Raw genomic sequence first — 18,576 nt, forward strand, 5'->3', positions numbered from 1 at the left:
CGTCAGCCCACAATCGCCCAGGTGGCCGCGGCCGCAAGGCCGAGCAGCATCACCAGAGCATAGGTATAGAGGTAGCCCGACTGCGCCGCCCGCGCGATCGTGCCGGTGCGGACCACCAGCGCCGCGACGCCATTGGGGCCGAAGCGGTCGATCGTGCCCTGGTCGCCCTTCTTCCAGAAGAAGCGGCCGAGCCAGAAGGCCGGTACGACGAACATGTAGTGATAGAGTTCGTCGAAATACCATTTGTGCAGAAGGAAGTCGTAGAGGACCCGGAACTGCGCGGTGAAGCGCGCCGGAACCGTCGTGTCGAGGACATAGGCCCACAGTGCGATCAGCAAGCCGATGAACATGACTGCGGTCGCCGACAGCTTCACCCACAGCGGCACCTCATGCATCGCATGCATCAGATGCTCGTCGAACACCAGGCTGCCCGCCCAGAAGGCGGCACCATGGTCACCCTCGATGAAATAGGGCGCCCAGATCCAGCCTGCGAAGATCGCGCCCAGCGTCAGCACGACGAGCGGGATCAGCATCGGGAACGGGCTTTCATGCGGATGATAGCCCGCATCGCCCTCGAGCGCATGACCGTGGCCATGATCATCATGACCATGCGCCGCATGCGCATCATGGCCGTGCGGATCATGACCGGCATCCTCCTGCGCCGGGGCATCGTCGTCATGGCCGTGGCCATGCGCGTCGTGCACCGCATGCTGGATATGCTCGGAACCGGCCCAGCGCGGCTTGCCGTAGAAGGTCAGGAAGACCAGGCGCCACGAGTAGAAGCTGGTGAGCAGCGCCGCGAAAACCGCGATCGCGAAGGCGAAGCCGCCCGAGGTGGTGCCGCTGGCAAAGGCTGCCTCGATGATCGCGTCCTTCGAGTAGAAGCCTGCGAAACCGAACACGCCCAGAATACCGACACCGGTGATCGCGAGCGTACCCGCCATCATCGCGAAAAAGGTCAGCGGGATATGCTTCCGCAGCCCACCATAGAAACGCATGTCCTGCTCATGGTGCATCGCATGGATCACCGAACCCGCGCCGAGGAACAGCAGCGCCTTGAAGAAGGCGTGGGTGAACAGGTGGAACATCGCCGCGCCATAGGCGCCGACGCCGGCCGCCATGAACATGTAGCCGAGCTGCGAGCAGGTCGAATAAGCAATCACGCGCTTGATGTCGGTCTGCGTGGTACCCACCGTCGCCGCGAACAGCGCGGTCGCCGCGCCGACATAGGTGACGACGTGCATCGCGGTCTGGCTGACCTCGAACATCGGCGACAGGCGGCAGACCATGAACACGCCGGCGGTGACCATCGTCGCGGCGTGGATCAGCGCCGACACCGGGGTCGGGCCTTCCATCGCGTCCGGAAGCCAGGTGTGCAGGCCGAGCTGGGCCGACTTGCCCATAGCGCCGACGAACAGCAGCAGACAGATCAGCGTCATCAGGTCGACGCGCGCGCCGAGGAAGCCGATCGAGGCATTGGCGTAGCCCGGAGCGGCTGCCAGGATCTCGGGGATCGAGACGGTGCCGAACACCAGGAAGGTGGCGAAGATACCGAGCGAGAAGCCGAAGTCGCCGACGCGGTTGACGACGAACGCCTTGATCGCGGCCTGATAGGCCGACTTCTTGTGATACCAGAAGCCGATCAGCAGATAGGACGCCAGGCCGACACCTTCCCAGCCGAAGAACATCTGGATGAGGCTGTCCGAGGTCACGAGCATCAGCATCGCGAAGGTGAACAGCGACAGATAGGCGAAGAAGCGGGGCTGGCTCGGATCCTCCGCCATATAGCCCCAGCTATACAGGTGGACGAGGCTCGATACCGTGGTCACGACCACGAGCATCACAGCCGTCAGCGTGTCGACGCGCAGCGCCCAGTCGACGGCAAGATCGCCCGACTGGATGAAGGTCAGCACCGGCACGACATGCGCCGTCGCATGGCCCGCCATGAAGTCGATGAACACCGGCCAGCTCAGCGCGCAGGACGTGAAGAGCGCGCCCGTCGTGATGCACTTGGCGATGGTGTTGCCGAGCATGCGGTTGCCGAGACCGGCGACGATCGCGGCGAGCAGCGGCAGGAAGACGATGGCGGTGATCATGCCGCAAGGCTCCCGTGCGTCATTGCGGCGAAAGCCGGGCTATCGGATTTTCGGCACGCGACCGTGGCGCGCGCCGGCATGGCGGACAGGGACATGGTTGAACTCACCCCTTCATCCGGTTGATGTCGTCGACCGCGATGGTGCCGCGGCCACGGAAATAGATGACCAGGATGGCCAGGCCGATTGCGGCCTCGCCAGCGGCGACGGTCAGCACGAACATCGCGAAGACCTGCCCCACCAGATCGCCCAGATAGGCGGAGAAGGCGACGAGGTTGATGTTCACCGCCAGCAGGATGAGCTCGATCGCCATCAGGATGATGATGACGTTCTTCCGGTTCAGGAAGATGCCGAACACCCCCATGACGAACAGGATAGCCGAGACCACCAGATAATGTTGGAGCCCAATCACAGGTCCACCCCCTGGCCGACGGCCGGCTTGACGTTGCGCACCGCGTCTTCCGGACGGCGCATGTTCTGGGCGGCCACATTCTGCGCCTTCACGCCGCCGCGGGTGCGGTGGGTAAGGACGATCGCGCCGATCAGCGCGACGAGCAGGACGAGGCCCGCACCTTCGAAGATGTAGAGGTAGCGCGTGTAGATCAGCGTGCCGATCGCCTCGATATTCGGTACTTCGCCCGGCGTCGGCGCGATGCGCGACGCCATGTCGACGCCACCGGCCGTCCAGGCGCCGATCGCGAAGATCATCTCAGCCGCAAGCACCAGCACCAGCAGTACGCCGAAGGGCAGATATTGCGCGAAGCCGGCCCGCAATTCGGCGAAGTCGATGTCGAGCATCATGACGACGAACAGGAACAGCACCGCGACCGCGCCGACATAGACGATGACGAGCAGCATCGCGATGAACTCGGCGCCGACGAGCACCATGAGCCCGGCCGCGTTGAAGAAGGCGAGGATCAGCCACAGCACGCTGTGCACCGGGTTGCGCGCCAGGATGGTGAGCGTCCCGGAGGCGATCACCAGCGAGGCGAACAGGTAGAAGGCGATGGTCTGGATCACGATTGAACCTCAACCCCTGGGCCGACAAGCCCCGCCCCTTCAGGGGAGGGGTTGGGGTGGGGCCTCACCCCAAGAAAGGCGCTGGCGGACAGGTCCCACCCCTGAAAAGGAGGGGTGAAGGAGGACCAGCCCTGACGCCGGAACGAAGTCACGCGCGCCATTACCGGTACGGCGCGTCGGCGGCAAGGTTGGCGGCGATCGCGGGTTCCCAGCGGTCCCCGTTCGAAAGCAGCTTCGCCTTGTCGTAGATGAGTTCTTCGCGCGTCTCGGTCGAATATTCGAAGTTCGGACCCTCGACGATCGCGTCGACCGGGCAGGCTTCCTGGCAGAAGCCGCAGAAGATGCACTTGGTCATGTCGATGTCGTAGCGCGTCGTGCGGCGCGAACCGTCGTCGCGCGGCTCGGCCTCGATCGTGATCGCCTGCGCCGGGCACACCGCCTCGCACAGCTTGCACGCGATGCAGCGTTCCTCGCCGTTCGGATAGCGGCGCAGCGCATGCTCGCCGCGAAAGCGCGGGGAGAGCGGGTTCTTCTCATAGGGATAGTTGATCGTCGCCTTGGCCTTGAAGAAATATTTCAAGGTCAGCAGATGCGCCTTCACGAACTCCCAGAGCGTGAACGACTTGATGATGTAGCCGAGGCTCATCGGGCTCAAACTCCGTAGCGGGTGAGCATCAGCCACCCCGAGACAAGGAACACCCAGAACAGCGACAGCGGCAGGAAGACCTTCCAGCCCAGCCGCATCAGCTGGTCATAGCGGTAGCGCGGCACGGTCGCCTTCACCCAGGAGAAGATGAAGAAGAAGACCATCAGCTTGGCGAAGAACCAGACGATGCCCGGCACCATGTAGAGCGGCGCCCAGTCGACCGGGGGCAGCCAGCCGCCCCAGAACAGGATCGCGTTGAGGCCGCACATCAGGATGACATTGGCATATTCGCCGAGCCAGTAGAGCGCGAAGGACATCGACGAATATTCGGTCTGGTAGCCGGCGACGAGCTCCGACTCCGCCTCGGTCAGGTCGAACGGCGCGCGCGCCGTCTCCGCCATGGCCGAGATCAGAAAGACCACCGCCATCGGGAACAGCAGCGGGTTGAAGCCATAGCCGTTGATGAAGCCGAAGATGTGGGCACGCTGCCCTTCGACGATCGCCGACATGTTGAAGCTGCCGGTCCACAGCACCACCGAGATGAGCACGAAGCCGATCGAGACTTCGTAGCTGACCATCTGCGCCGCCGCGCGAAGCGCCGAATAGAAGGGATATTTGGAGTTGGACGCCCAGCCCGCGATGATCACGCCATAGACGCCGATCGACGAGGCCGCGAGGACGTAGAGCAGGCCGATATTGATGTCGGCGAGCACCACGCCCGGCGCGAAGGGGATCACCGCCCAGACGATCAGCGCCACCGTGAAGGTGATGATCGGCGCGAACAGGAACAGGCCCTTGTTAGCGGCAGCCGGGATGATCGTTTCCTGCAGGAAGACCTTCGCACCGTCGGCGAAGCTCTGCAGCAGGCCCCAGGGGCCGACGACATTAGGGCCGCGGCGCAGCGCCATCGCCGCCCAGATCTTGCGGTCGGCATAGATGATCATCGCCACCGCAAGCATCAGCGGCAGTGCGATCACTAGGATGCCGATGATCGTCGAGGCCAGCCAGGCCCATTCGAAGGCGAGGCCCCAGCTTTGGAACAGCGCGGTCATTCGGCGGCCTCCGCGAAGCTCTGCCCATGGATAAGCTCGGCCGAGCAGCGCTGCATCGTGTCGCTCGCGCGAGCGATCGGGTTGGTCAGGTAGAAGTCCTTGACCGGATAGCCGACCGGACCGGAAGCGCTCGTGGCGAGGCCCGTCGGGACCGACCAGCCATAAGCGGCGAGGCCCTCGACACCCAGGGCAGGCACCTCGGCGATCATCGCGGCGCGCAGCTGATCGAGCGTATCGAACGGCAGTTTGTGGCCGAGCACGTCGGAGAGGGCGCGGAAGATAGCCCAGTCCTCGCGCGCATCGCCCGGCGGGAAGACCGCCCGGTCGCTGCGCTGAACGCGGCCTTCGGTGTTCACATAGGTGCCCGGCTTCTCGGTATAGGCCGCACCCGGCAGGATGATGTCCGCGCCGGCGGCACCCGCATCGCCATGATGACCGACATAGACCTTCAGGCTCTTGCCGAAGCGCGACAGGTCGACATCGTCGGCGCCGAGCAGGAAGAGCAGCTTCGGCGCGGCCTCGGCAATATCGGCGATGCCGCCCTTCTGCGCATAGCCGAGCATCAGCCCGCCCATCCGCGCGGCGGCGAGGTGGACGACATTATAGCCGTTCCAGCCGTCCTTCACGAGGCCGAGCGGCTCGACCAGCGCAAGGGTCGCGCCCTGCGCGCCGGCCTTGAGCGCCCCGCCGCCGACGATCACCGCCGGGCGTTCGGCCTTGGCGAAGGCGTCGAGCACCTCCTGCGGCAGCGCACCGAGCAGGCCGAGATCGTTGCCGAGCCAGCTGACCGGGTAGGTCAGGTCGACCTGTTCGCCGATCGCGAACACCTTCGCTCGCTTGCGGACGACCGCCTTGCGGACGCGCGTGTTGATCAGCGGCGCTTCCCAGCGGAGGTTGCTGCCGACCAGCAGGATCACGTCAGCAGTCTCGATGCCGGCGATCGTGCTGTTAAAATTGACCGCCGAGAGGCTCGACACGTCATAGTCCATCCCGGTCTGGCGGCCCTCGATCAGGGTCGATCCCATCGCGCCGAGCAGCGCCTTGGCGGCATACATCGTCTCGCAGTCGAGCTGGTCGCCCGCGATTGCGGCGACCGACGAGCCCGCCCTGGCGGCCTTGATCGCGGCAAAGGCATCGGCCCAGCTCGCCTCGACCAGCTTGCCGTCCTTGCGGACGAACGGACGATCGAGACGGCGACGGACGAGCCCGTCGACGGCATGGCGCGTCTTGTCCGACGCCCATTCCTCGTTCACGTCCTCGTTGATCCGGGGCAGCACGCGCAGCACCTGGCGGCCGCGGCTGTCGAAACGCACATTGGTGCCAACCGCGTCCATCACGTCGATGCCGAGCGTCTTCTTGAGCTCCCACGGACGCGCCTCGAACGCATAGGGCTTGCTGGTCAGCGCGCCGACCGGGCACAGGTCGACGACATTGCCCGAAAGCTCGCTGGTCACCGCCTTTTCGAGATAGGAGGTGATCTGCATATTCTCGCCGCGATAGACCGCGCCGATCTCCTCCACGCCCGACACTTCCTCCGCGAAGCGGACGCAGCGGGTGCACTGGATGCAGCGGGTCATCGTCGTCTTGACGATCGGGCCCATATATTTGTCGGTGACGGCGCGCTTGTTCTCGCCGAAGCGGCTCTGGCCGCGGCCATAGGCGACCGACTGGTCCTGCAGATCGCACTCGCCGCCCTGATCGCAGATCGGGCAGTCGAGCGGGTGATTGATCAGGAGAAACTCCATCACGCCTTCGCGCGCCTTCTTCACCATCGGCGACTGGGTGAGGATTTCCTGATTGTCGGCGGCGGGCAGCGCGCAGGAGGCCTGCGGCTTGGGCGGCCCCGGCTTCACCTCGACGAGGCACATGCGGCAATTGCCGGCGATCGACAGCCGCTCATGGTAGCAGAAGCGCGGGATTTCCTTGCCCGCGGCTTCGCACGCCTGGAGCACCGTGGCGCCGGCGGGGACTTCGACTTCGATCCCGTCTACGGTCAGTTTCGGCATAGGTCCTCGACGGTCATCCCTGAGTGTCAGCGGGCGGCGGAGCCACGGCGCGCTGATAAAGAGCTTCGGCCAGCACTGCACGCAGCGACTGGCGGTTTGCCTTGAGCGTGGCGCCCAGCGGCAGGCACGGCCCGAGCGTCGGGACGGACAACGCGTTCATTCGGCGGCCTCCATCAACGCCGCGCCACCGCGCTCCGCGATGCGGCGCTCGACTTCGGGACGGAAATGGCGGAGCAGGCCCTGAATCGGCCAGGCGGCCGCGTCGCCGAGCGCGCAGATGGTGTGGCCTTCGACCTGCTTGGTTACGTCGAGCAGCATGTCGATTTCCTCGACCGCCGCGTCGCCGGTGCGCAGGCGCTCCATGACGCGCCACATCCAGCCCGTGCCTTCGCGGCAGGGGGTGCACTGGCCGCAGCTCTCATGCTTGTAGAAATAGCTCAGGCGGCTGATCGCACGGACGATGTCGGTCGACTTGTCCATGACGATGACTGCCGCCGTACCGAGGCCCGAACCGACGCCCTTGAGGCCGTCGAAATCCATCGGCGCGTCCATGATCTGGGCGGCCGGCACCAGCGGCACCGACGATCCGCCCGGGATCACCGCGAGCAGATTGTCCCAGCCGCCGCGGATGCCGCCGGCATGCTTGTCGATCAGCTCGCGGAAGCTGATCCCCATCGCTTCCTCGACCACGCAGGGCTTGTTCACATGGCCCGAGATCTGGAACAGCTTGGTGCCTTTGTTGCCTTCGCGGCCGATCCCCGCGAACCAGCTCGCGCCGCGCCGCAGGATCGTCGGGGCAACCGCGATCGACTCGACATTGTTGACCGTGGTCGGGCAGCCATAGAGGCCGGCACCCGCCGGGAAGGGCGGCTTCAGGCGCGGCTGGCCCTTCTTGCCCTCGAGGCTTTCGATCTGCGCGGTTTCCTCGCCGCAGATATAGGCGCCCGCGCCGCGATGGACGAAGACGTCGAAATCATAGCCCGAGCCGGCGGCATTCTTGCCGAGCAGGCCGGCGGCATAGGCTTCCTCGACGGCGGCGAAGAGCACCTTCGCCTCGTAGATGAACTCGCCGCGGATATAGATATAGGCGGCACGAGCCCGCATCGCGAAGCCCGCGACCAGCGCGCCTTCGATCAGCTTGTGCGGATCGTGACGGATGATCTCGCGGTCCTTGCACGAGCCCGGCTCAGATTCGTCCGCGTTGATCACCAGGAAGCTCGGACGGCCGGGCTTCGGCTCCTTGGGCATGAAGCTCCACTTCATGCCGGTCGGGAAGCCGGCGCCGCCACGACCGCGCAGACCCGAGGCCTTGATCTCCTCGATGATCTGGTCAGGCCCGCGTTCGAGCAGTTTCTTCGTATTGTCCCAGTCGCCGCGTTTGCGCGCCGCCTCGAGGTTCCAGGGCTGGAACCCGTAGAGGTTGGTGAAGATGCGATCCTTGTCGTCAAGCATCGAAGGCACCCCGAACAGGAAGCGCGGCTCCGGCAGGGGCCGGATGACCGAGGGAGAGGCCGGTCGGTGCCGGCACGGTGAAAAGGCCGATAACAGCCATCAGATCTTCTTTCCGAACAGCTTTTCGGCCACGAAATAGGCCAGCAGGCCCAGACCGATCGCGATTGCGACGCCCAGCAGTTTGAAGGTCACCTTTACGAGGATGACCGCCAGCACGACCGTGACGATGATCGCGATCAGCGCGCTCATGCGGGCGCATCCCAGCGTCCGCGATAGTCGTGATTTTCGCCGACCATCTCGACCAGCGTCGTCGGGCCGCCTTCGGGGCAGCTCGTCTGGCGGTCGATCTGCGGACCGATCTTCGGCTGCTCGCCGCGCGCGAGCGCATCAAGCACGGTCGTCATGCTGTCGAAGGTCAGATCCTCGTAATTGTCGTCGTTGATCTGGACCATCGGCGCATTGGCGCAGGCGCCGAGGCATTCGACCTCGGTCAGCGTGAACAAGCCGTCGGCCGTCGTAGCGCCCTTCTTCATGCCCTTCTTGTAGCAGGCATCGAGCACGTCGTCGGAGCCGCGCAGCATGCACGGCGTCGTGCCGCACACCTGCACATGATAGCGGCCGACCGGCGCCAGATTGTACATGGTGTAGAAGGTCGCGACCTCGAACACGCGGATATAGGCCATGTCGAGCTGCTTGCCGATATATTCCATCACCGGCACGGGCAGCCAGCCCTGGGTGTTGGTCTCGGCGCCGACCTGGCGCTGCGCCAGATCGAGCAGCGGCATCACCGCCGACTGCTGGCGCCCCGGAGGATAGCGGGCGATGATCTTCTTCACCTGCTCGGCATTGTCCGCCGTCCAGGCGAAATTGCCCCAGCGGGCGCGGGTCTCGGCCTCATCGGGAATATGGGCTGCGTCAGCCATCAGCGCACGAACTCCACGCGCGACACCTTGTCGCCTTCGAAACTGTAGATGCTCATCACCTCGAACGGCTCGGCATCGCTGGACCGGTACACCTTCTCGTGAAGGAGGACATAGTCGCCCAGCTGCTGGCCGGAGAGGATTTCGGCGCGGTTCTCGGGGAACTGCGCGAACATCGCCTTGAGCCCTTCGCGAACGCCCTCGCGCCCGTCGCGCAGCACCGCGCCGCGATAGCCGGCCTCGGCCGCATCGTCGGTCATCAGCGCGACATAGGCGTCGGCGTCCTGCGCATTGTAATGCGCGATCATCTGCTCAGCGATCGACAGCTTGCTGCTCACCGGTCGCACTCCCCGAACACGACGTCGATCGCCGAGAGGATGGCGGTGGTGTCGGCGAGCATGTGACCCTTCATCATGAAGTCCATCGCCTGGAGATGGCTGAACGCGGTCGGGCGGATCTTGCAGCGATAGGGCTTGTTGCTGCCGTCCGAGACCAGATAGACGCCGAACTCGCCCTTCGGGCTCTCGGTCGCGACATAGACGTCGCCCTCGGGAACGTGGAAGCCCTCGGTGTAGAGCTTGAAATGGTGGATCAGCGCTTCCATCGAGCGCTTCATCTCGCCGCGCTTGGGCGGCACGACCTTGCGGTCGAGGCTGGCGATCGGCCCTTCGGGCATTTCGCGCAGGCACTGCTTGATGATGCGCGCCGACTGGCGGACTTCCTCGATGCGGACCATGATCCGGTCATAGCAGTCGCCCTTGGTGCCGACCGGAACCTCGAAGTCCATGCGGTCATAGACGTCGTAGGGCTGCGCCTTGCGGATGTCCCAGGGAATTCCGGCGGCGCGGATCATCGGGCCGGAGAAGCCCCAGGCGATCGCGTCTTCCTTGCTGACCACGCCGATGTCGACATTGCGCTGCTTGAAGATGCGGTTGTCGGCGAACAACGACACCGCGTCCTCGAACAGGCGCGGCATGCGGTCGTCGAGCCAGTCGCCGATGTCGGTCAACAGCTTGAGCGGCACATCCTGATGCACGCCGCCCGGACGGAACCAGGCCGAATGCATGCGGGCGCCCGAGGCCCGCTCGAAGAAATTGAGGCAATCCTCGCGGATTTCGAACAGCCACAGGTTCGGCGTCATCGCGCCGACGTCCATGACGTGCGCGCCGATGTTGAGCATGTGGTTGCAGATGCGGGTCAGCTCGGCAAACAGCACGCGCAGATATTGCGCGCGGATCGGCACTTCGAGCTGGAGCAGCTTTTCGATCGCCAGCACATAGCTGTGCTCCATGCCGAGCGGCGAACAATAGTCGAGCCGGTCGAAATAGGGCAGCGCCTGCAGATAGGTCTTATACTCGATCAGCTTCTCGGTGCCGCGATGGAGCAGGCCGACATGCGGGTCGACACGCTCGACGATCTCGCCGTCGAGTTCCATCACCATGCGCAGCACGCCGTGCGCGGCCGGATGCTGCGGACCGAAGTTGATCGTGTAGTTCTGGATCTCCGTCTCGCCCTTCTGGACCTCGGGAGTCAGCGTGTCATAGGTCGAAGCCATTACTTCTTCGCTCCGTCGCCGAGCGGATCGGCCTTGCCTTCGCCGGTCTGCCCCACATGATCGGTCGTCTTCGGCGTGGGCGGCGGTGCCTTGCCCTCGACCGGCTTGGGCGCGGTGCCGGCCGGAGCGGGCGCGGGCGTCGGCGCACCCGGCTGCGTCGCCGAGACCTTCTCGTCGCCGGGAAGGATATAGTCGGCGCCTTCCCACGGGCTCATGAAGTCGAAGCTGCGGAAATCCTGCGCCAGCTTGACCGGCTCATAGACGACGCGCTTGTGCTGCTCCGAATAGCGCAGCTCGACATAGCCCGTCAGCGGGAAGTCCTTGCGCTGCGGATGGCCGCGGAAGCCATAGTCGGTCAGGATGCGGCGCAGGTCGGGGTTGCCCTCGAACAGCACGCCGTACATGTCGAACACCTCGCGCTCGAGCCAGCCGGCGACCGGCCACAGCCCGGTCACGGACGGCACCGGAGTGACTTCGTCGGCCGCGACATGGACCCGGATGCGATGGTTCCGCGTCAGGCTGAGCATGCAATAGACGACCTCGAACCGCTCGGCGCGGTCGGGATAGTCGACGCCGGCGATCTCCATCAGCTGCTGATATTCCAGCTGATCGCGCAGGATCGTCATCGTCTCGACCAGGCTGTCGCGGGCGACGTGCAGCGCATATTCGCCGACGCACTGGCGCAGCTCGATCAGGCGCACGCCAAGGGCGGCGGTCACCGCCTCGGCAAACCCGTCCTTGGCCGCGAAACGCGGGAAGGTCAGCGACGTGTCACTCATCTCTCGAGCGTCCCCACGCGGCGAATCTTACGCTGCAATTGCATGATGCCGTAGAGCAGCGCTTCGGCGGTCGGCGGGCAGCCGGGCACATAGATGTCGACCGGCACGATCCGGTCACAACCACGCACGACCGAATAGCTATAGTGATAATAGCCGCCGCCATTGGCGCAGGAGCCCATCGAGATCACATATTTGGGCTCGGACATCTGGTCATAGACGCGACGCAGTGCCGGGGCCATCTTGTTGCACAGCGTACCGGCGACAATCATCACGTCCGACTGGCGCGGAGAGGCGCGCGGCGCGGCGCCGAAGCGCTCGAGGTCGTAGCGCGGCATGTTGACGTGGATCATCTCGACCGCGCAGCAGGCAAGACCGAAGGTCATCCACCACAGCGAGCCGGTCCGCGCCCACTGGAACAGCTCCTCGGCGGAGGTGACCAGAAAGCCCTTGTCGTTGACCTCGGCCTGCAGCGACTTGAAGAAGTCGGCATCGGGCTGGACGAGATCGCCGCCGAAGCCTTCCAGCTTGTGCGGATTGCGCGCCGGATCGAGCGTCACTCCCATTCCAGGGCTCCCTTCTTCCACGCGTAGATGTAACCGATCGTCAGTTCGACCAGGAAGATCATCATCGAGGCCCAGCCGGCAAAGCCGATGCCGCCCAGCGACACGGCCCATGGATAAAGGAAGGCCGCTTCGAGATCGAAGATGATGAACAGGATCGCGATCAGATAGAAGCGCACGTCGAACTGCGCACGGCTGTCCTCGAAGGCCGGGAAGCCGCATTCATATTCGGTGAGCTTCTCCGGGGTCGGCTTGTGCGAGCCGGTCGCGCGTGACACGAGCATCGGCAGGAACACGAACGCGCTCGACAAAGCGAGAGCGACCCCCAGGAAGATCAGGATCGGTAGATATCCAGCGGCGACTGACGCCATGAACAGGCTCCGAGCAGAGGGCCGGGAATCCGGCCTTTGGCGCGACCTTTAGGCGCGCCGCATGTGCGAAGCAAGGTGTCGGGGAGTGAGAATGACTCGCAAAAAGGTCAGTGATTCCCGCAGATTTCCGGGAAGCTGGTCCTTGGTGCAGGCGCGCACCCGCACCGCCGCCCACGAGCGGCGGCGCGACGCCCTCAAAGCCCCTTGACGCCCTGCGCGACGAGCTTGTGCAGGCGCGTGGCCAGCCCGTCATTGGTGGCGAGATATTCGTTGCGCTCGTGCATCCGGTCGCCACCGCGGAAATCGCTGACGAAGCCACCCGCCTCGCGCACCAGCAGGATGCCGGCCGCCACGTCCCAGATCTTGAGCTCCGACTCCCAGAAGGCGTCGAACCGGCCGGCCGCGACCCAGGCGAGGTCGAGCGAGGCGGCGCCGAAGCGACGGATTCCGGCGATCTCGGGCCCGACCTGGGCAAAGATGGCGCTCCACTTGCGGATATCGCCATGGCCGAGGAAGGGGATGCCAGTCGCGACCAGCGCATCGGCGAGTTCGCGGCGGGCGGACACGCGCAGGCGACGGTCCTGCAACCAGGCGCCCCGCCCCTTTTCCGCCCAGAAGCTCTCGTCGGTCAGCGGCTGATAGATCAGGCCATGGCTGACGTCGCCGCGCGCCTGGCCCGGCCGGGCCGGCTCCTCGACCGCGATCGAGATGGCGAAGTGCGGGATGCCGTGGAGGAAGTTGGTCGTGCCGTCGAGCGGGTCGATGATCCAGCGCGGCTTGTTGGGATCGCCCTCGATCTCGCCGCCCTCCTCCAGCACGAAGCCCCAGTCGGGACGCGCGCGCTTGAGCTCCTCGACCAGCGTCTGTTCGGCGCGCTGGTCGGCCATCGACACGAAGTCGGCCGGGCCCTTGCGGCTTACCTGCAGCTGCTGGACCTCGTTGAAGTCGCGGCGCAGGCGTGGCGCGGCCTTGCGCGCGGCGCGGTCCATGACGGTGATGAGGCCGGAATGGCTGACCAAGATACTTCTCCGTTCGTGCCGGCCGGGCGGCACTGACTACGCGATACAGGGGCCCGCCGACATTCGGGGAGGGGCCGATACAGGCGGGCCGGCCCGGAGACCGGCCGCGCGATCAGGCAGGATCAGTCCGCGCGGCGGACATATTCCTGGCTGTAGACGTCGACGACGATACGGGTGCCGCTGGCGATGTGCGGCGGCACCATCACGCGGACGCCGTTCTCGAGCAGCGCGGGCTTGTAGCTGGACGAGGCGGTCTGCCCCTTCACCACGGCATCGGCCTCGACGATCAGTGCCTCGACGGTGTCGGGCAGCTGCACCGAGATCGGGCGCTCGTCGTAGAGTTCCATGACGACGTCCATGCCGTCGTTGAGGAAGGCGGCGGCATCGCCGAGCAGATCGCGCGGAAGCGTGATCTGCTCGTAGCTATCCTTGTCCATGAAGGTCAGGTCCTCGCCCTCGGCGAACAGGAACTGGAAATCCTTGGTGTCGAGGCGAACGCGCTCGACCGTCTCGGCGGAGCGGAAACGGACGTTGTTCTTGCGCCCGTCGATCAGATTCTTCATCTCGACCTGCATATAGGCGCCGCCCTTGCCGGGCTGCGTATGCTGGATCTTGACGGCGCGCCAGATGCCGCCTTCATATTCGATGATGTTGCCGGGACGGATGTCCACGCCGCTGATCTTCATGGTTCACCTGAGACTGAGGATTTGAAAGAGCCGGCGCGGCCATAGCCGCAGCGCCGGAAAAGGGCAAGGCGAGTCCATTATCCGGGGCTTCCCGGCAGCGGTCGTCAGGCTTCGAGGGGCCGGGACGAAGTGAACGAAAGGGAAGATGCCCGACGGCGCGGTACATTGCGGTTCACCTGCCCTGCCGATCGCGCTACATCATGCGGATGAATACAGTCTTCTTCATCCTCATCCTGCTCGCGGTGATCGCCACGGTCGTCGCACTGGTGCGGGGAATCATCGCCTTCCTCAAGACGACGGAGGAAGACCTCAAGGCAGGAACGGTCAGCCGATCGGGCCTGCAGCAGAACAAGATGATGCGGATGCGCATCGCCTTTCAGGCGATCGCGGTGATCCTGGTCATCCTGCTGCTGATGATGAGCCGGTCCTGAGCCGCCCACTCCCATGGTCAGGCTGAACAGAATCTACACCCGCACGGGTGATGCGGGCGAAACGGGCCTCGTCGACGGATCGCGCCTGCCCAAATGCGCGCCGCGCATGGCAGCGATCGGCGACGTCGACGAGCTGAACTCGGCGATCGGCGTCGCCCTGACCCACGATATGCCGGAGGCGGCCGGCGCGAAGCTGTCGCGGATCCAGAACGAGCTGTTCGACCTCGGCGCCGATTTCGCCACGCCGGGCCCCGACTTCGCCCCGTCCGAGATGGTGCTCCGCATCGTCGAATCGCAGGTCGAGCGGCTCGAGACCGAGATCGACGAGATGAACGAGGCGCTGGAGCCGCTGCGCAGCTTCATCCTGCCCGGCGGCCATCCGGCGGCGGCCGCGATCCATCTGGCGCGGGCGATCTGCCGGCGGGCCGAGCGGTCCGCCGTCGCGGCGGATCGCGACGCGGGGCTCAACCCGGTCGGCATGGCCTATGTGAACCGCCTGTCCGATCATCTGTTCGTGCTGGCCCGCTGGATCAATCTGGCGGGATCGGGCGACATATTGTGGAAGCCGGGGGCGACCCGCTGAACGGGACCGCACGCCCGGCGGCGCGGACGACCGCGCCGGTCAGACGTGCGAAACCGCCTCCATCGCGTCGGGATCGCCGATCATCCGGTCGAGCAGGATGAATCCCACCGACATGAAGACCAGAGCGATCAGGAGCGACTGCACAAGCTCCCGGCGACTGATCAGACCAAGCATCGCAACGTCCTCCACCAACGGAAAGCCGTGCCCCTTCTAGGCGATAGAGGGTTGAGAAACGCTTAACCACTGCCCACATCGGCGGCCGACGGACCGCCTTGCGCGCGGCGAACAAATCTGGAACATTCCCGACATGCTCACACATATCTCGGTGCGCGGCGCGCGCGAACATAATCTCAAGGGCGTCGACGTCGACCTGCCGCGCGACAAGCTGATCGTGATCACCGGCCTGTCGGGATCGGGCAAGTCCAGCCTTGCCTTCGACACCATCTATGCCGAGGGCCAGCGGCGCTATGTCGAGAGCCTGTCGGCCTATGCTCGCCAATTCCTGGAGTTGATGCAGAAACCCGACGTCGATCATATCGAGGGCCTGTCCCCGGCCATCTCGATCGAACAGAAGACGACCAGCCGCAACCCCCGCTCGACCGTTGCGACGGTGACCGAGATCTACGACTATATGCGCCTGCTATGGGCGCGCGTCGGCGTGCCCTATTCGCCCGCGACCGGCCTGCCGATCGCCGCGCAGACGATCAGCCAGATGGTCGACCGCATCCTGCAGTTGAAGGAGGGCACGCGCTTCCTGCTGCTCGCCCCGGTCGTGCGTGGCCGCAAGGGCGAGTATCGCAAGGAACTGGCCGAATGGCAGAGGGCCGGCTTCAGCCGCGTCCGCATCGACGGCGAGAATTACGAGATCGAGAACGCCCCGGCGCTCGACAAGAAGTACAAGCACGACATCGAGGTGGTGGTCGACCGCCTCGTCGTCCGCGAAGGCATCGAGACCCGGCTGGCGCAGAGCCTCGAAACGGCGCTGCGCCTGGCTGATGGCCTGGCCTTTGCCGATCTGGTCGACACGACCGTGGCCGAGGCGACCGTACAACGCCCCTCCACCGGCTTCGCCGGTCCCCCTCCCCGTTCCGGGGAGGATCAGGGAGCAGGCAATCCTCCCCGGCACGGGGAGGGGGACCAGCCGCAGGCTGGTGGAGGGGCAGCCGTCCGCGAAATGCCCGTCGCCTTCCAATATGGCGAGGCGCTCGCCGATGCCGCCGGCAAGACCACTGGCGGCATGAAGAAGACGGGCATCCCCGCCAACCGCATCACCTTCTCCGAGAAGTTCGCCTGCCCCGTCTCGGGCTTCACCATCGCCGAGATCGAGCCCCGCCTTTTCTCGTTCAACGCGCCACAGGGCGCCTGCCCGGCCTGCGACGGCCTCGGCGAAAAGCTCTATTTCGATCCGCAGCTGGTCGTCCCCAACGAGGCGCTGTCGATCAAGCAGGGCGCGGTCGTGCCCTGGGCCAAGTCGAACCCGCCCAGCCCTTATTATATGCAGGTGCTGAGCTCGGTCGCGCGCGCTTATGGCTTCAAGCTCGAGACGCCCTGGAACGAGCTGCCGCAGGAGCATCGCGACGCGGTCCTCTACGGCACCAAGGGCAAGGCCATCACCCTGACCTTCATCGACGGGCGCAAGAGCTACGACGTCCAGAAGCCGTTCGAGGGGGTGATCCACAATCTCGAGCGCCGCATGCTGGCGACCGAGAGCGCCTGGATGCGCGAGGAACTGTCCAAATATCAGAGCGCAGCCCCTTGCGAGGTCTGCGGCGGCGCCCGCCTCAAGCCCGAGGCGCTGGCGGTGAAGATCGCGGGCGAGGACATCTCGATGTCGACGCGGCGCGCGGTCGGCCCCGCCCTCGCCTTCTTCCGCGACATGCCCAACCATCTCAACGAGCAACAGCGCGCGATCGCCGAGCGCATCCTCAAGGAGATCGTCGAGCGGCTGGGCTTCCTCGACAATGTCGGGCTCGACTATCTCAACCTCGATCGCACCTCGGGCACGCTGTCGGGCGGCGAGAGCCAGCGCATTCGCCTCGCCTCGCAGATCGGCTCGGGCCTGTCGGGTGTGCTCTACGTGCTCGACGAGCCGTCGATCGGCCTCCACCAGCGCGACAATGACCGGTTGCTGATCACGCTGCGGCGTCTGCGCGACCTCGGCAACACCGTGATCGTGGTCGAGCATGACGAGGACGCGATCCGCACCGCCGACTATATTCTCGACATGGGGCCGGGTGCCGGCGTCCATGGCGGCGAGGTCGTCGCCTCGGGCACGCTCGACCAGATCCTCGCGCATGAGGACAGCCTGACGGGGGCCTATCTGTCGGGCCGGCGGATGGTCGACGTTCCGAAGAAGCGGCGCAAGGGCAATGGCAAGAAGCTGACCGTCCACGGCGCGCGCGCCAACAATCTGAAGAACGTCACCTCATCCATTCCGCTGGGCACCTTCACCTGCATCACCGGTGTGTCGGGATCGGGCAAATCGAGCTTCACGATCGACACGCTCTACGCTTCGGCCGCCCGCCAGTTGAACGGGGCACGGGTCGTGGCCGGCGCGCACGACAAGATCAGCGGCCTCGACCATTGCGACAAGGTGATCGACATCGACCAGTCGCCGATCGGCCGCACCCCGCGCTCGAACCCGGCGACCTACACCGGCGCCTTCACCAATATCCGCGACTGGTTCGCCGGCCTGCCCGAGAGCGAGGCGCGCGGCTACAAGCCGGGGCGTTTCAGCTTCAACGTCAAGGGCGGACGCTGCGAGGCCTGCCAGGGCGACGGCGTGCTCAAGATCGAGATGCACTTCCTGCCCGACGTCTACGTTACGTGCGACGTGTGCCACGGCGCGCGCTATAATCGCGAGACGCTGGAGGTGAAGTTCAAGGGCAAGTCGATCGCCGACGTGCTCGACATGACGGTCGAGGATGCGGTCGAGTTCTTCAAGGCGGTGCCCCCGATCCGCGACAAGATGGCGATGCTGGCCGAGGTCGGCCTCGGCTATGTCAAGGTCGGGCAGCAGGCGACGACGCTGTCGGGCGGCGAAGCGCAGCGCGTCAAACTGGCCAAGGAATTGTCGCGCCGGTCGACCGGCAACACCCTCTACATCCTCGACGAGCCGACGACCGGCCTGCACTTCGAGGACGTCCGCAAGCTGCTCGAAGTACTCCACGCGCTGGTCGAGCAGGGCAATACGGTGGTGGTGATCGAACATAATCTGGAGGTCATCAAGACCGCCGACTGGATCATCGACCTGGGCCCCGAAGGCGGCGTCCGGGGCGGCGAGATCGTCGCGGAGGGGACGCCGGAGAAGGTCGCGAAGGAGCCGCGCAGCTATACCGGCCATTATCTGAAGCCGCTGCTGGAGGCGGGTGCGCAGGTGGCGGCTGAGTAGGTTTCCCGGCGC

21 protein-coding genes are annotated in these 18,576 nt (G+C 65.4%); 3 read left to right on the top strand and 18 right to left on the bottom strand.

Going from position 1 to position 18,576, the window contains the following annotated elements:
* Window positions 1–2 precede the first annotated feature (2 nt).
* From nuoL to efp, 17 genes are all read right to left on the bottom strand, one after another.
* Entirely contained in the window at window positions 3–2,096 is a 2,094-nt protein-coding gene (gene nuoL, locus ACNI3R_RS09650; RefSeq protein WP_426182559.1) for an NADH-quinone oxidoreductase subunit L, read from the bottom strand.
* 103 nt (window positions 2,097–2,199) lie between these two features.
* Window positions 2,200–2,505, bottom strand: coding sequence for an NADH-quinone oxidoreductase subunit NuoK (gene nuoK, locus ACNI3R_RS09655; RefSeq protein ID WP_296625521.1), 306 nt, complete (start codon window positions 2,503–2,505; stop codon window positions 2,200–2,202).
* Window positions 2,502–3,113 (bottom strand): NADH-quinone oxidoreductase subunit J, encoded by a 612-nt coding sequence (locus ACNI3R_RS09660; protein WP_426182562.1) that lies wholly within the window; start codon window positions 3,111–3,113, stop codon window positions 2,502–2,504. Before ACNI3R_RS09660 ends, nuoK begins: the two co-directional genes overlap by 4 nt.
* 160 nt (window positions 3,114–3,273) lie before the next feature.
* Entirely contained in the window at window positions 3,274–3,759 is a 486-nt protein-coding gene (nuoI, locus tag ACNI3R_RS09665; protein ID WP_426182565.1) for an NADH-quinone oxidoreductase subunit NuoI, read from the bottom strand.
* A gap of 5 nt (window positions 3,760–3,764) precedes the next feature.
* Complete coding sequence (gene nuoH, locus ACNI3R_RS09670) at window positions 3,765–4,811, bottom strand: NADH-quinone oxidoreductase subunit NuoH (protein WP_426182568.1); 1,047 nt, start codon at window positions 4,809–4,811, stop codon at window positions 3,765–3,767.
* The gene (gene nuoG, locus ACNI3R_RS09675) at window positions 4,808–6,817 is read right to left on the bottom strand and encodes an NADH-quinone oxidoreductase subunit NuoG (RefSeq protein WP_426182571.1); all 2,010 of its coding nucleotides are present in this window, start codon (window positions 6,815–6,817) and stop codon (window positions 4,808–4,810) included. Before nuoG ends, nuoH begins: the two co-directional genes overlap by 4 nt.
* A gap of 13 nt (window positions 6,818–6,830) precedes the next feature.
* On the bottom strand, window positions 6,831–6,977 hold the full coding sequence (locus tag ACNI3R_RS09680) for a hypothetical protein (protein WP_426182574.1): 147 nt from the start codon (window positions 6,975–6,977) through the stop codon (window positions 6,831–6,833).
* A complete protein-coding gene (nuoF, locus tag ACNI3R_RS09685) occupies window positions 6,974–8,269 on the bottom strand; it encodes an NADH-quinone oxidoreductase subunit NuoF (RefSeq protein ID WP_426182577.1) in 1,296 nt (431 codons plus the stop codon). Before nuoF ends, ACNI3R_RS09680 begins: the two co-directional genes overlap by 4 nt.
* Before the next feature lie 99 nt (window positions 8,270–8,368).
* A complete protein-coding gene (locus tag ACNI3R_RS09690) occupies window positions 8,369–8,518 on the bottom strand; it encodes a hypothetical protein (RefSeq protein WP_426182580.1) in 150 nt (49 codons plus the stop codon).
* On the bottom strand, window positions 8,515–9,192 hold the full coding sequence (locus ACNI3R_RS09695; protein WP_426182583.1) for a complex I 24 kDa subunit family protein: 678 nt from the start codon (window positions 9,190–9,192) through the stop codon (window positions 8,515–8,517). The genes ACNI3R_RS09690 and ACNI3R_RS09695 overlap by 4 nt, the downstream gene beginning before the upstream one ends.
* Complete coding sequence (locus tag ACNI3R_RS09700) at window positions 9,192–9,497, bottom strand: nuclear transport factor 2 family protein (RefSeq protein WP_165325137.1); 306 nt, start codon at window positions 9,495–9,497, stop codon at window positions 9,192–9,194. The genes ACNI3R_RS09695 and ACNI3R_RS09700 overlap by 1 nt, the downstream gene beginning before the upstream one ends.
* Window positions 9,498–9,523: 26 nt before the next feature.
* The gene (locus ACNI3R_RS09705; protein ID WP_165323224.1) at window positions 9,524–10,744 is read right to left on the bottom strand and encodes an NADH-quinone oxidoreductase subunit D; all 1,221 of its coding nucleotides are present in this window, start codon (window positions 10,742–10,744) and stop codon (window positions 9,524–9,526) included.
* Window positions 10,744–11,523: an NADH-quinone oxidoreductase subunit C gene (locus ACNI3R_RS09710; RefSeq protein ID WP_426182587.1), complete on the bottom strand. Its 780-nt coding sequence runs from the start codon at window positions 11,521–11,523 to the stop codon at window positions 10,744–10,746. Before ACNI3R_RS09710 ends, ACNI3R_RS09705 begins: the two co-directional genes overlap by 1 nt.
* Complete coding sequence (locus ACNI3R_RS09715) at window positions 11,520–12,086, bottom strand: NuoB/complex I 20 kDa subunit family protein (protein WP_426182590.1); 567 nt, start codon at window positions 12,084–12,086, stop codon at window positions 11,520–11,522. Before ACNI3R_RS09715 ends, ACNI3R_RS09710 begins: the two co-directional genes overlap by 4 nt.
* Complete coding sequence (gene ndhC / locus ACNI3R_RS09720; RefSeq protein WP_426182593.1) at window positions 12,077–12,454, bottom strand: NADH-quinone oxidoreductase subunit A; 378 nt, start codon at window positions 12,452–12,454, stop codon at window positions 12,077–12,079. Before ndhC ends, ACNI3R_RS09715 begins: the two co-directional genes overlap by 10 nt.
* A 194-nt stretch (window positions 12,455–12,648) precedes the next feature.
* Window positions 12,649–13,473, bottom strand: coding sequence for an inositol monophosphatase family protein (locus ACNI3R_RS09725; protein WP_426182596.1), 825 nt, complete (start codon window positions 13,471–13,473; stop codon window positions 12,649–12,651).
* 122 nt (window positions 13,474–13,595) lie between these two features.
* Window positions 13,596–14,159: an elongation factor P gene (gene efp / locus ACNI3R_RS09730; protein ID WP_056361879.1), complete on the bottom strand. Its 564-nt coding sequence runs from the start codon at window positions 14,157–14,159 to the stop codon at window positions 13,596–13,598.
* Between the two features lie 206 nt (window positions 14,160–14,365).
* Here efp and ACNI3R_RS09735 point away from each other — a divergent pair, with 206 nt between their 5' ends.
* Together ACNI3R_RS09735 and ACNI3R_RS09740 are read left to right on the top strand one after the other, a co-directional pair.
* Complete coding sequence (locus ACNI3R_RS09735; RefSeq protein WP_426183138.1) at window positions 14,366–14,590, top strand: twin transmembrane helix small protein; 225 nt, start codon at window positions 14,366–14,368, stop codon at window positions 14,588–14,590.
* 13 nt (window positions 14,591–14,603) lie between these two features.
* Window positions 14,604–15,173 (top strand): cob(I)yrinic acid a,c-diamide adenosyltransferase, encoded by a 570-nt coding sequence (locus ACNI3R_RS09740; RefSeq protein WP_426182600.1) that lies wholly within the window; start codon window positions 14,604–14,606, stop codon window positions 15,171–15,173.
* 39 nt (window positions 15,174–15,212) lie between these two features.
* On the opposite strand, the gene ACNI3R_RS09745 is transcribed toward ACNI3R_RS09740, so the two are convergent.
* Window positions 15,213–15,347 (bottom strand): hypothetical protein, encoded by a 135-nt coding sequence (locus ACNI3R_RS09745; protein ID WP_426182602.1) that lies wholly within the window; start codon window positions 15,345–15,347, stop codon window positions 15,213–15,215.
* A gap of 133 nt (window positions 15,348–15,480) precedes the next feature.
* On the opposite strand from ACNI3R_RS09745, the gene uvrA reads away from it, so the two are divergent.
* Window positions 15,481–18,564, top strand: a complete 3,084-nt coding sequence (uvrA, locus tag ACNI3R_RS09750; protein WP_426182604.1) for an excinuclease ABC subunit UvrA — start codon at window positions 15,481–15,483, stop codon at window positions 18,562–18,564.
* The last annotated feature ends 12 nt before the right edge of the window (window positions 18,565–18,576 follow it).

Source organism: Rhizorhabdus antheiae, from assembly GCF_049889055.1.
Classification (GTDB): domain Bacteria; phylum Pseudomonadota; class Alphaproteobacteria; order Sphingomonadales; family Sphingomonadaceae; genus Rhizorhabdus.

What these genes read in the sequence shown, in the direction of transcription:
- ACNI3R_RS09680 (WP_426182574.1), bottom strand. Translation starts at nt 6,977, where the DNA reads ATGAACGCGTTGTCCGTCCCGACGCTCGGGCCGTGCCTGCCGCTGGGC.
- nuoG (WP_426182571.1), bottom strand. Translation starts at nt 6,817, where the DNA reads ATGCCGAAACTGACCGTAGACGGGATCGAAGTCGAAGTCCCCGCCGGC.
- ACNI3R_RS09735 (WP_426183138.1), top strand. Translation starts at nt 14,366, where the DNA reads ATGAATACAGTCTTCTTCATCCTCATCCTGCTCGCGGTGATCGCCACG.
- efp (WP_056361879.1), bottom strand. Translation starts at nt 14,159, where the DNA reads ATGAAGATCAGCGGCGTGGACATCCGTCCCGGCAACATCATCGAATAT.
- nuoF (WP_426182577.1), bottom strand. Translation starts at nt 8,269, where the DNA reads ATGCTTGACGACAAGGATCGCATCTTCACCAACCTCTACGGGTTCCAG.
- ACNI3R_RS09705 (WP_165323224.1), bottom strand. Translation starts at nt 10,744, where the DNA reads ATGGCTTCGACCTATGACACGCTGACTCCCGAGGTCCAGAAGGGCGAG.
- nuoL (WP_426182559.1), bottom strand. Translation starts at nt 2,096, where the DNA reads ATGATCACCGCCATCGTCTTCCTGCCGCTGCTCGCCGCGATCGTCGCC.
- ACNI3R_RS09715 (WP_426182590.1), bottom strand. Translation starts at nt 12,086, where the DNA reads ATGGGAGTGACGCTCGATCCGGCGCGCAATCCGCACAAGCTGGAAGGC.
- ACNI3R_RS09700 (WP_165325137.1), bottom strand. Translation starts at nt 9,497, where the DNA reads ATGATCGCGCATTACAATGCGCAGGACGCCGACGCCTATGTCGCGCTG.
- nuoI (WP_426182565.1), bottom strand. Translation starts at nt 3,759, where the DNA reads ATGAGCCTCGGCTACATCATCAAGTCGTTCACGCTCTGGGAGTTCGTG.
- ACNI3R_RS09710 (WP_426182587.1), bottom strand. Translation starts at nt 11,523, where the DNA reads ATGAGTGACACGTCGCTGACCTTCCCGCGTTTCGCGGCCAAGGACGGG.
- uvrA (WP_426182604.1), top strand. Translation starts at nt 15,481, where the DNA reads ATGCTCACACATATCTCGGTGCGCGGCGCGCGCGAACATAATCTCAAG.
- ACNI3R_RS09745 (WP_426182602.1), bottom strand. Translation starts at nt 15,347, where the DNA reads ATGCTTGGTCTGATCAGTCGCCGGGAGCTTGTGCAGTCGCTCCTGATC.
- ndhC (WP_426182593.1), bottom strand. Translation starts at nt 12,454, where the DNA reads ATGGCGTCAGTCGCCGCTGGATATCTACCGATCCTGATCTTCCTGGGG.
- ACNI3R_RS09690 (WP_426182580.1), bottom strand. Translation starts at nt 8,518, where the DNA reads ATGAGCGCGCTGATCGCGATCATCGTCACGGTCGTGCTGGCGGTCATC.
- ACNI3R_RS09740 (WP_426182600.1), top strand. Translation starts at nt 14,604, where the DNA reads ATGGTCAGGCTGAACAGAATCTACACCCGCACGGGTGATGCGGGCGAA.
- ACNI3R_RS09695 (WP_426182583.1), bottom strand. Translation starts at nt 9,192, where the DNA reads ATGGCTGACGCAGCCCATATTCCCGATGAGGCCGAGACCCGCGCCCGC.
- nuoH (WP_426182568.1), bottom strand. Translation starts at nt 4,811, where the DNA reads ATGACCGCGCTGTTCCAAAGCTGGGGCCTCGCCTTCGAATGGGCCTGG.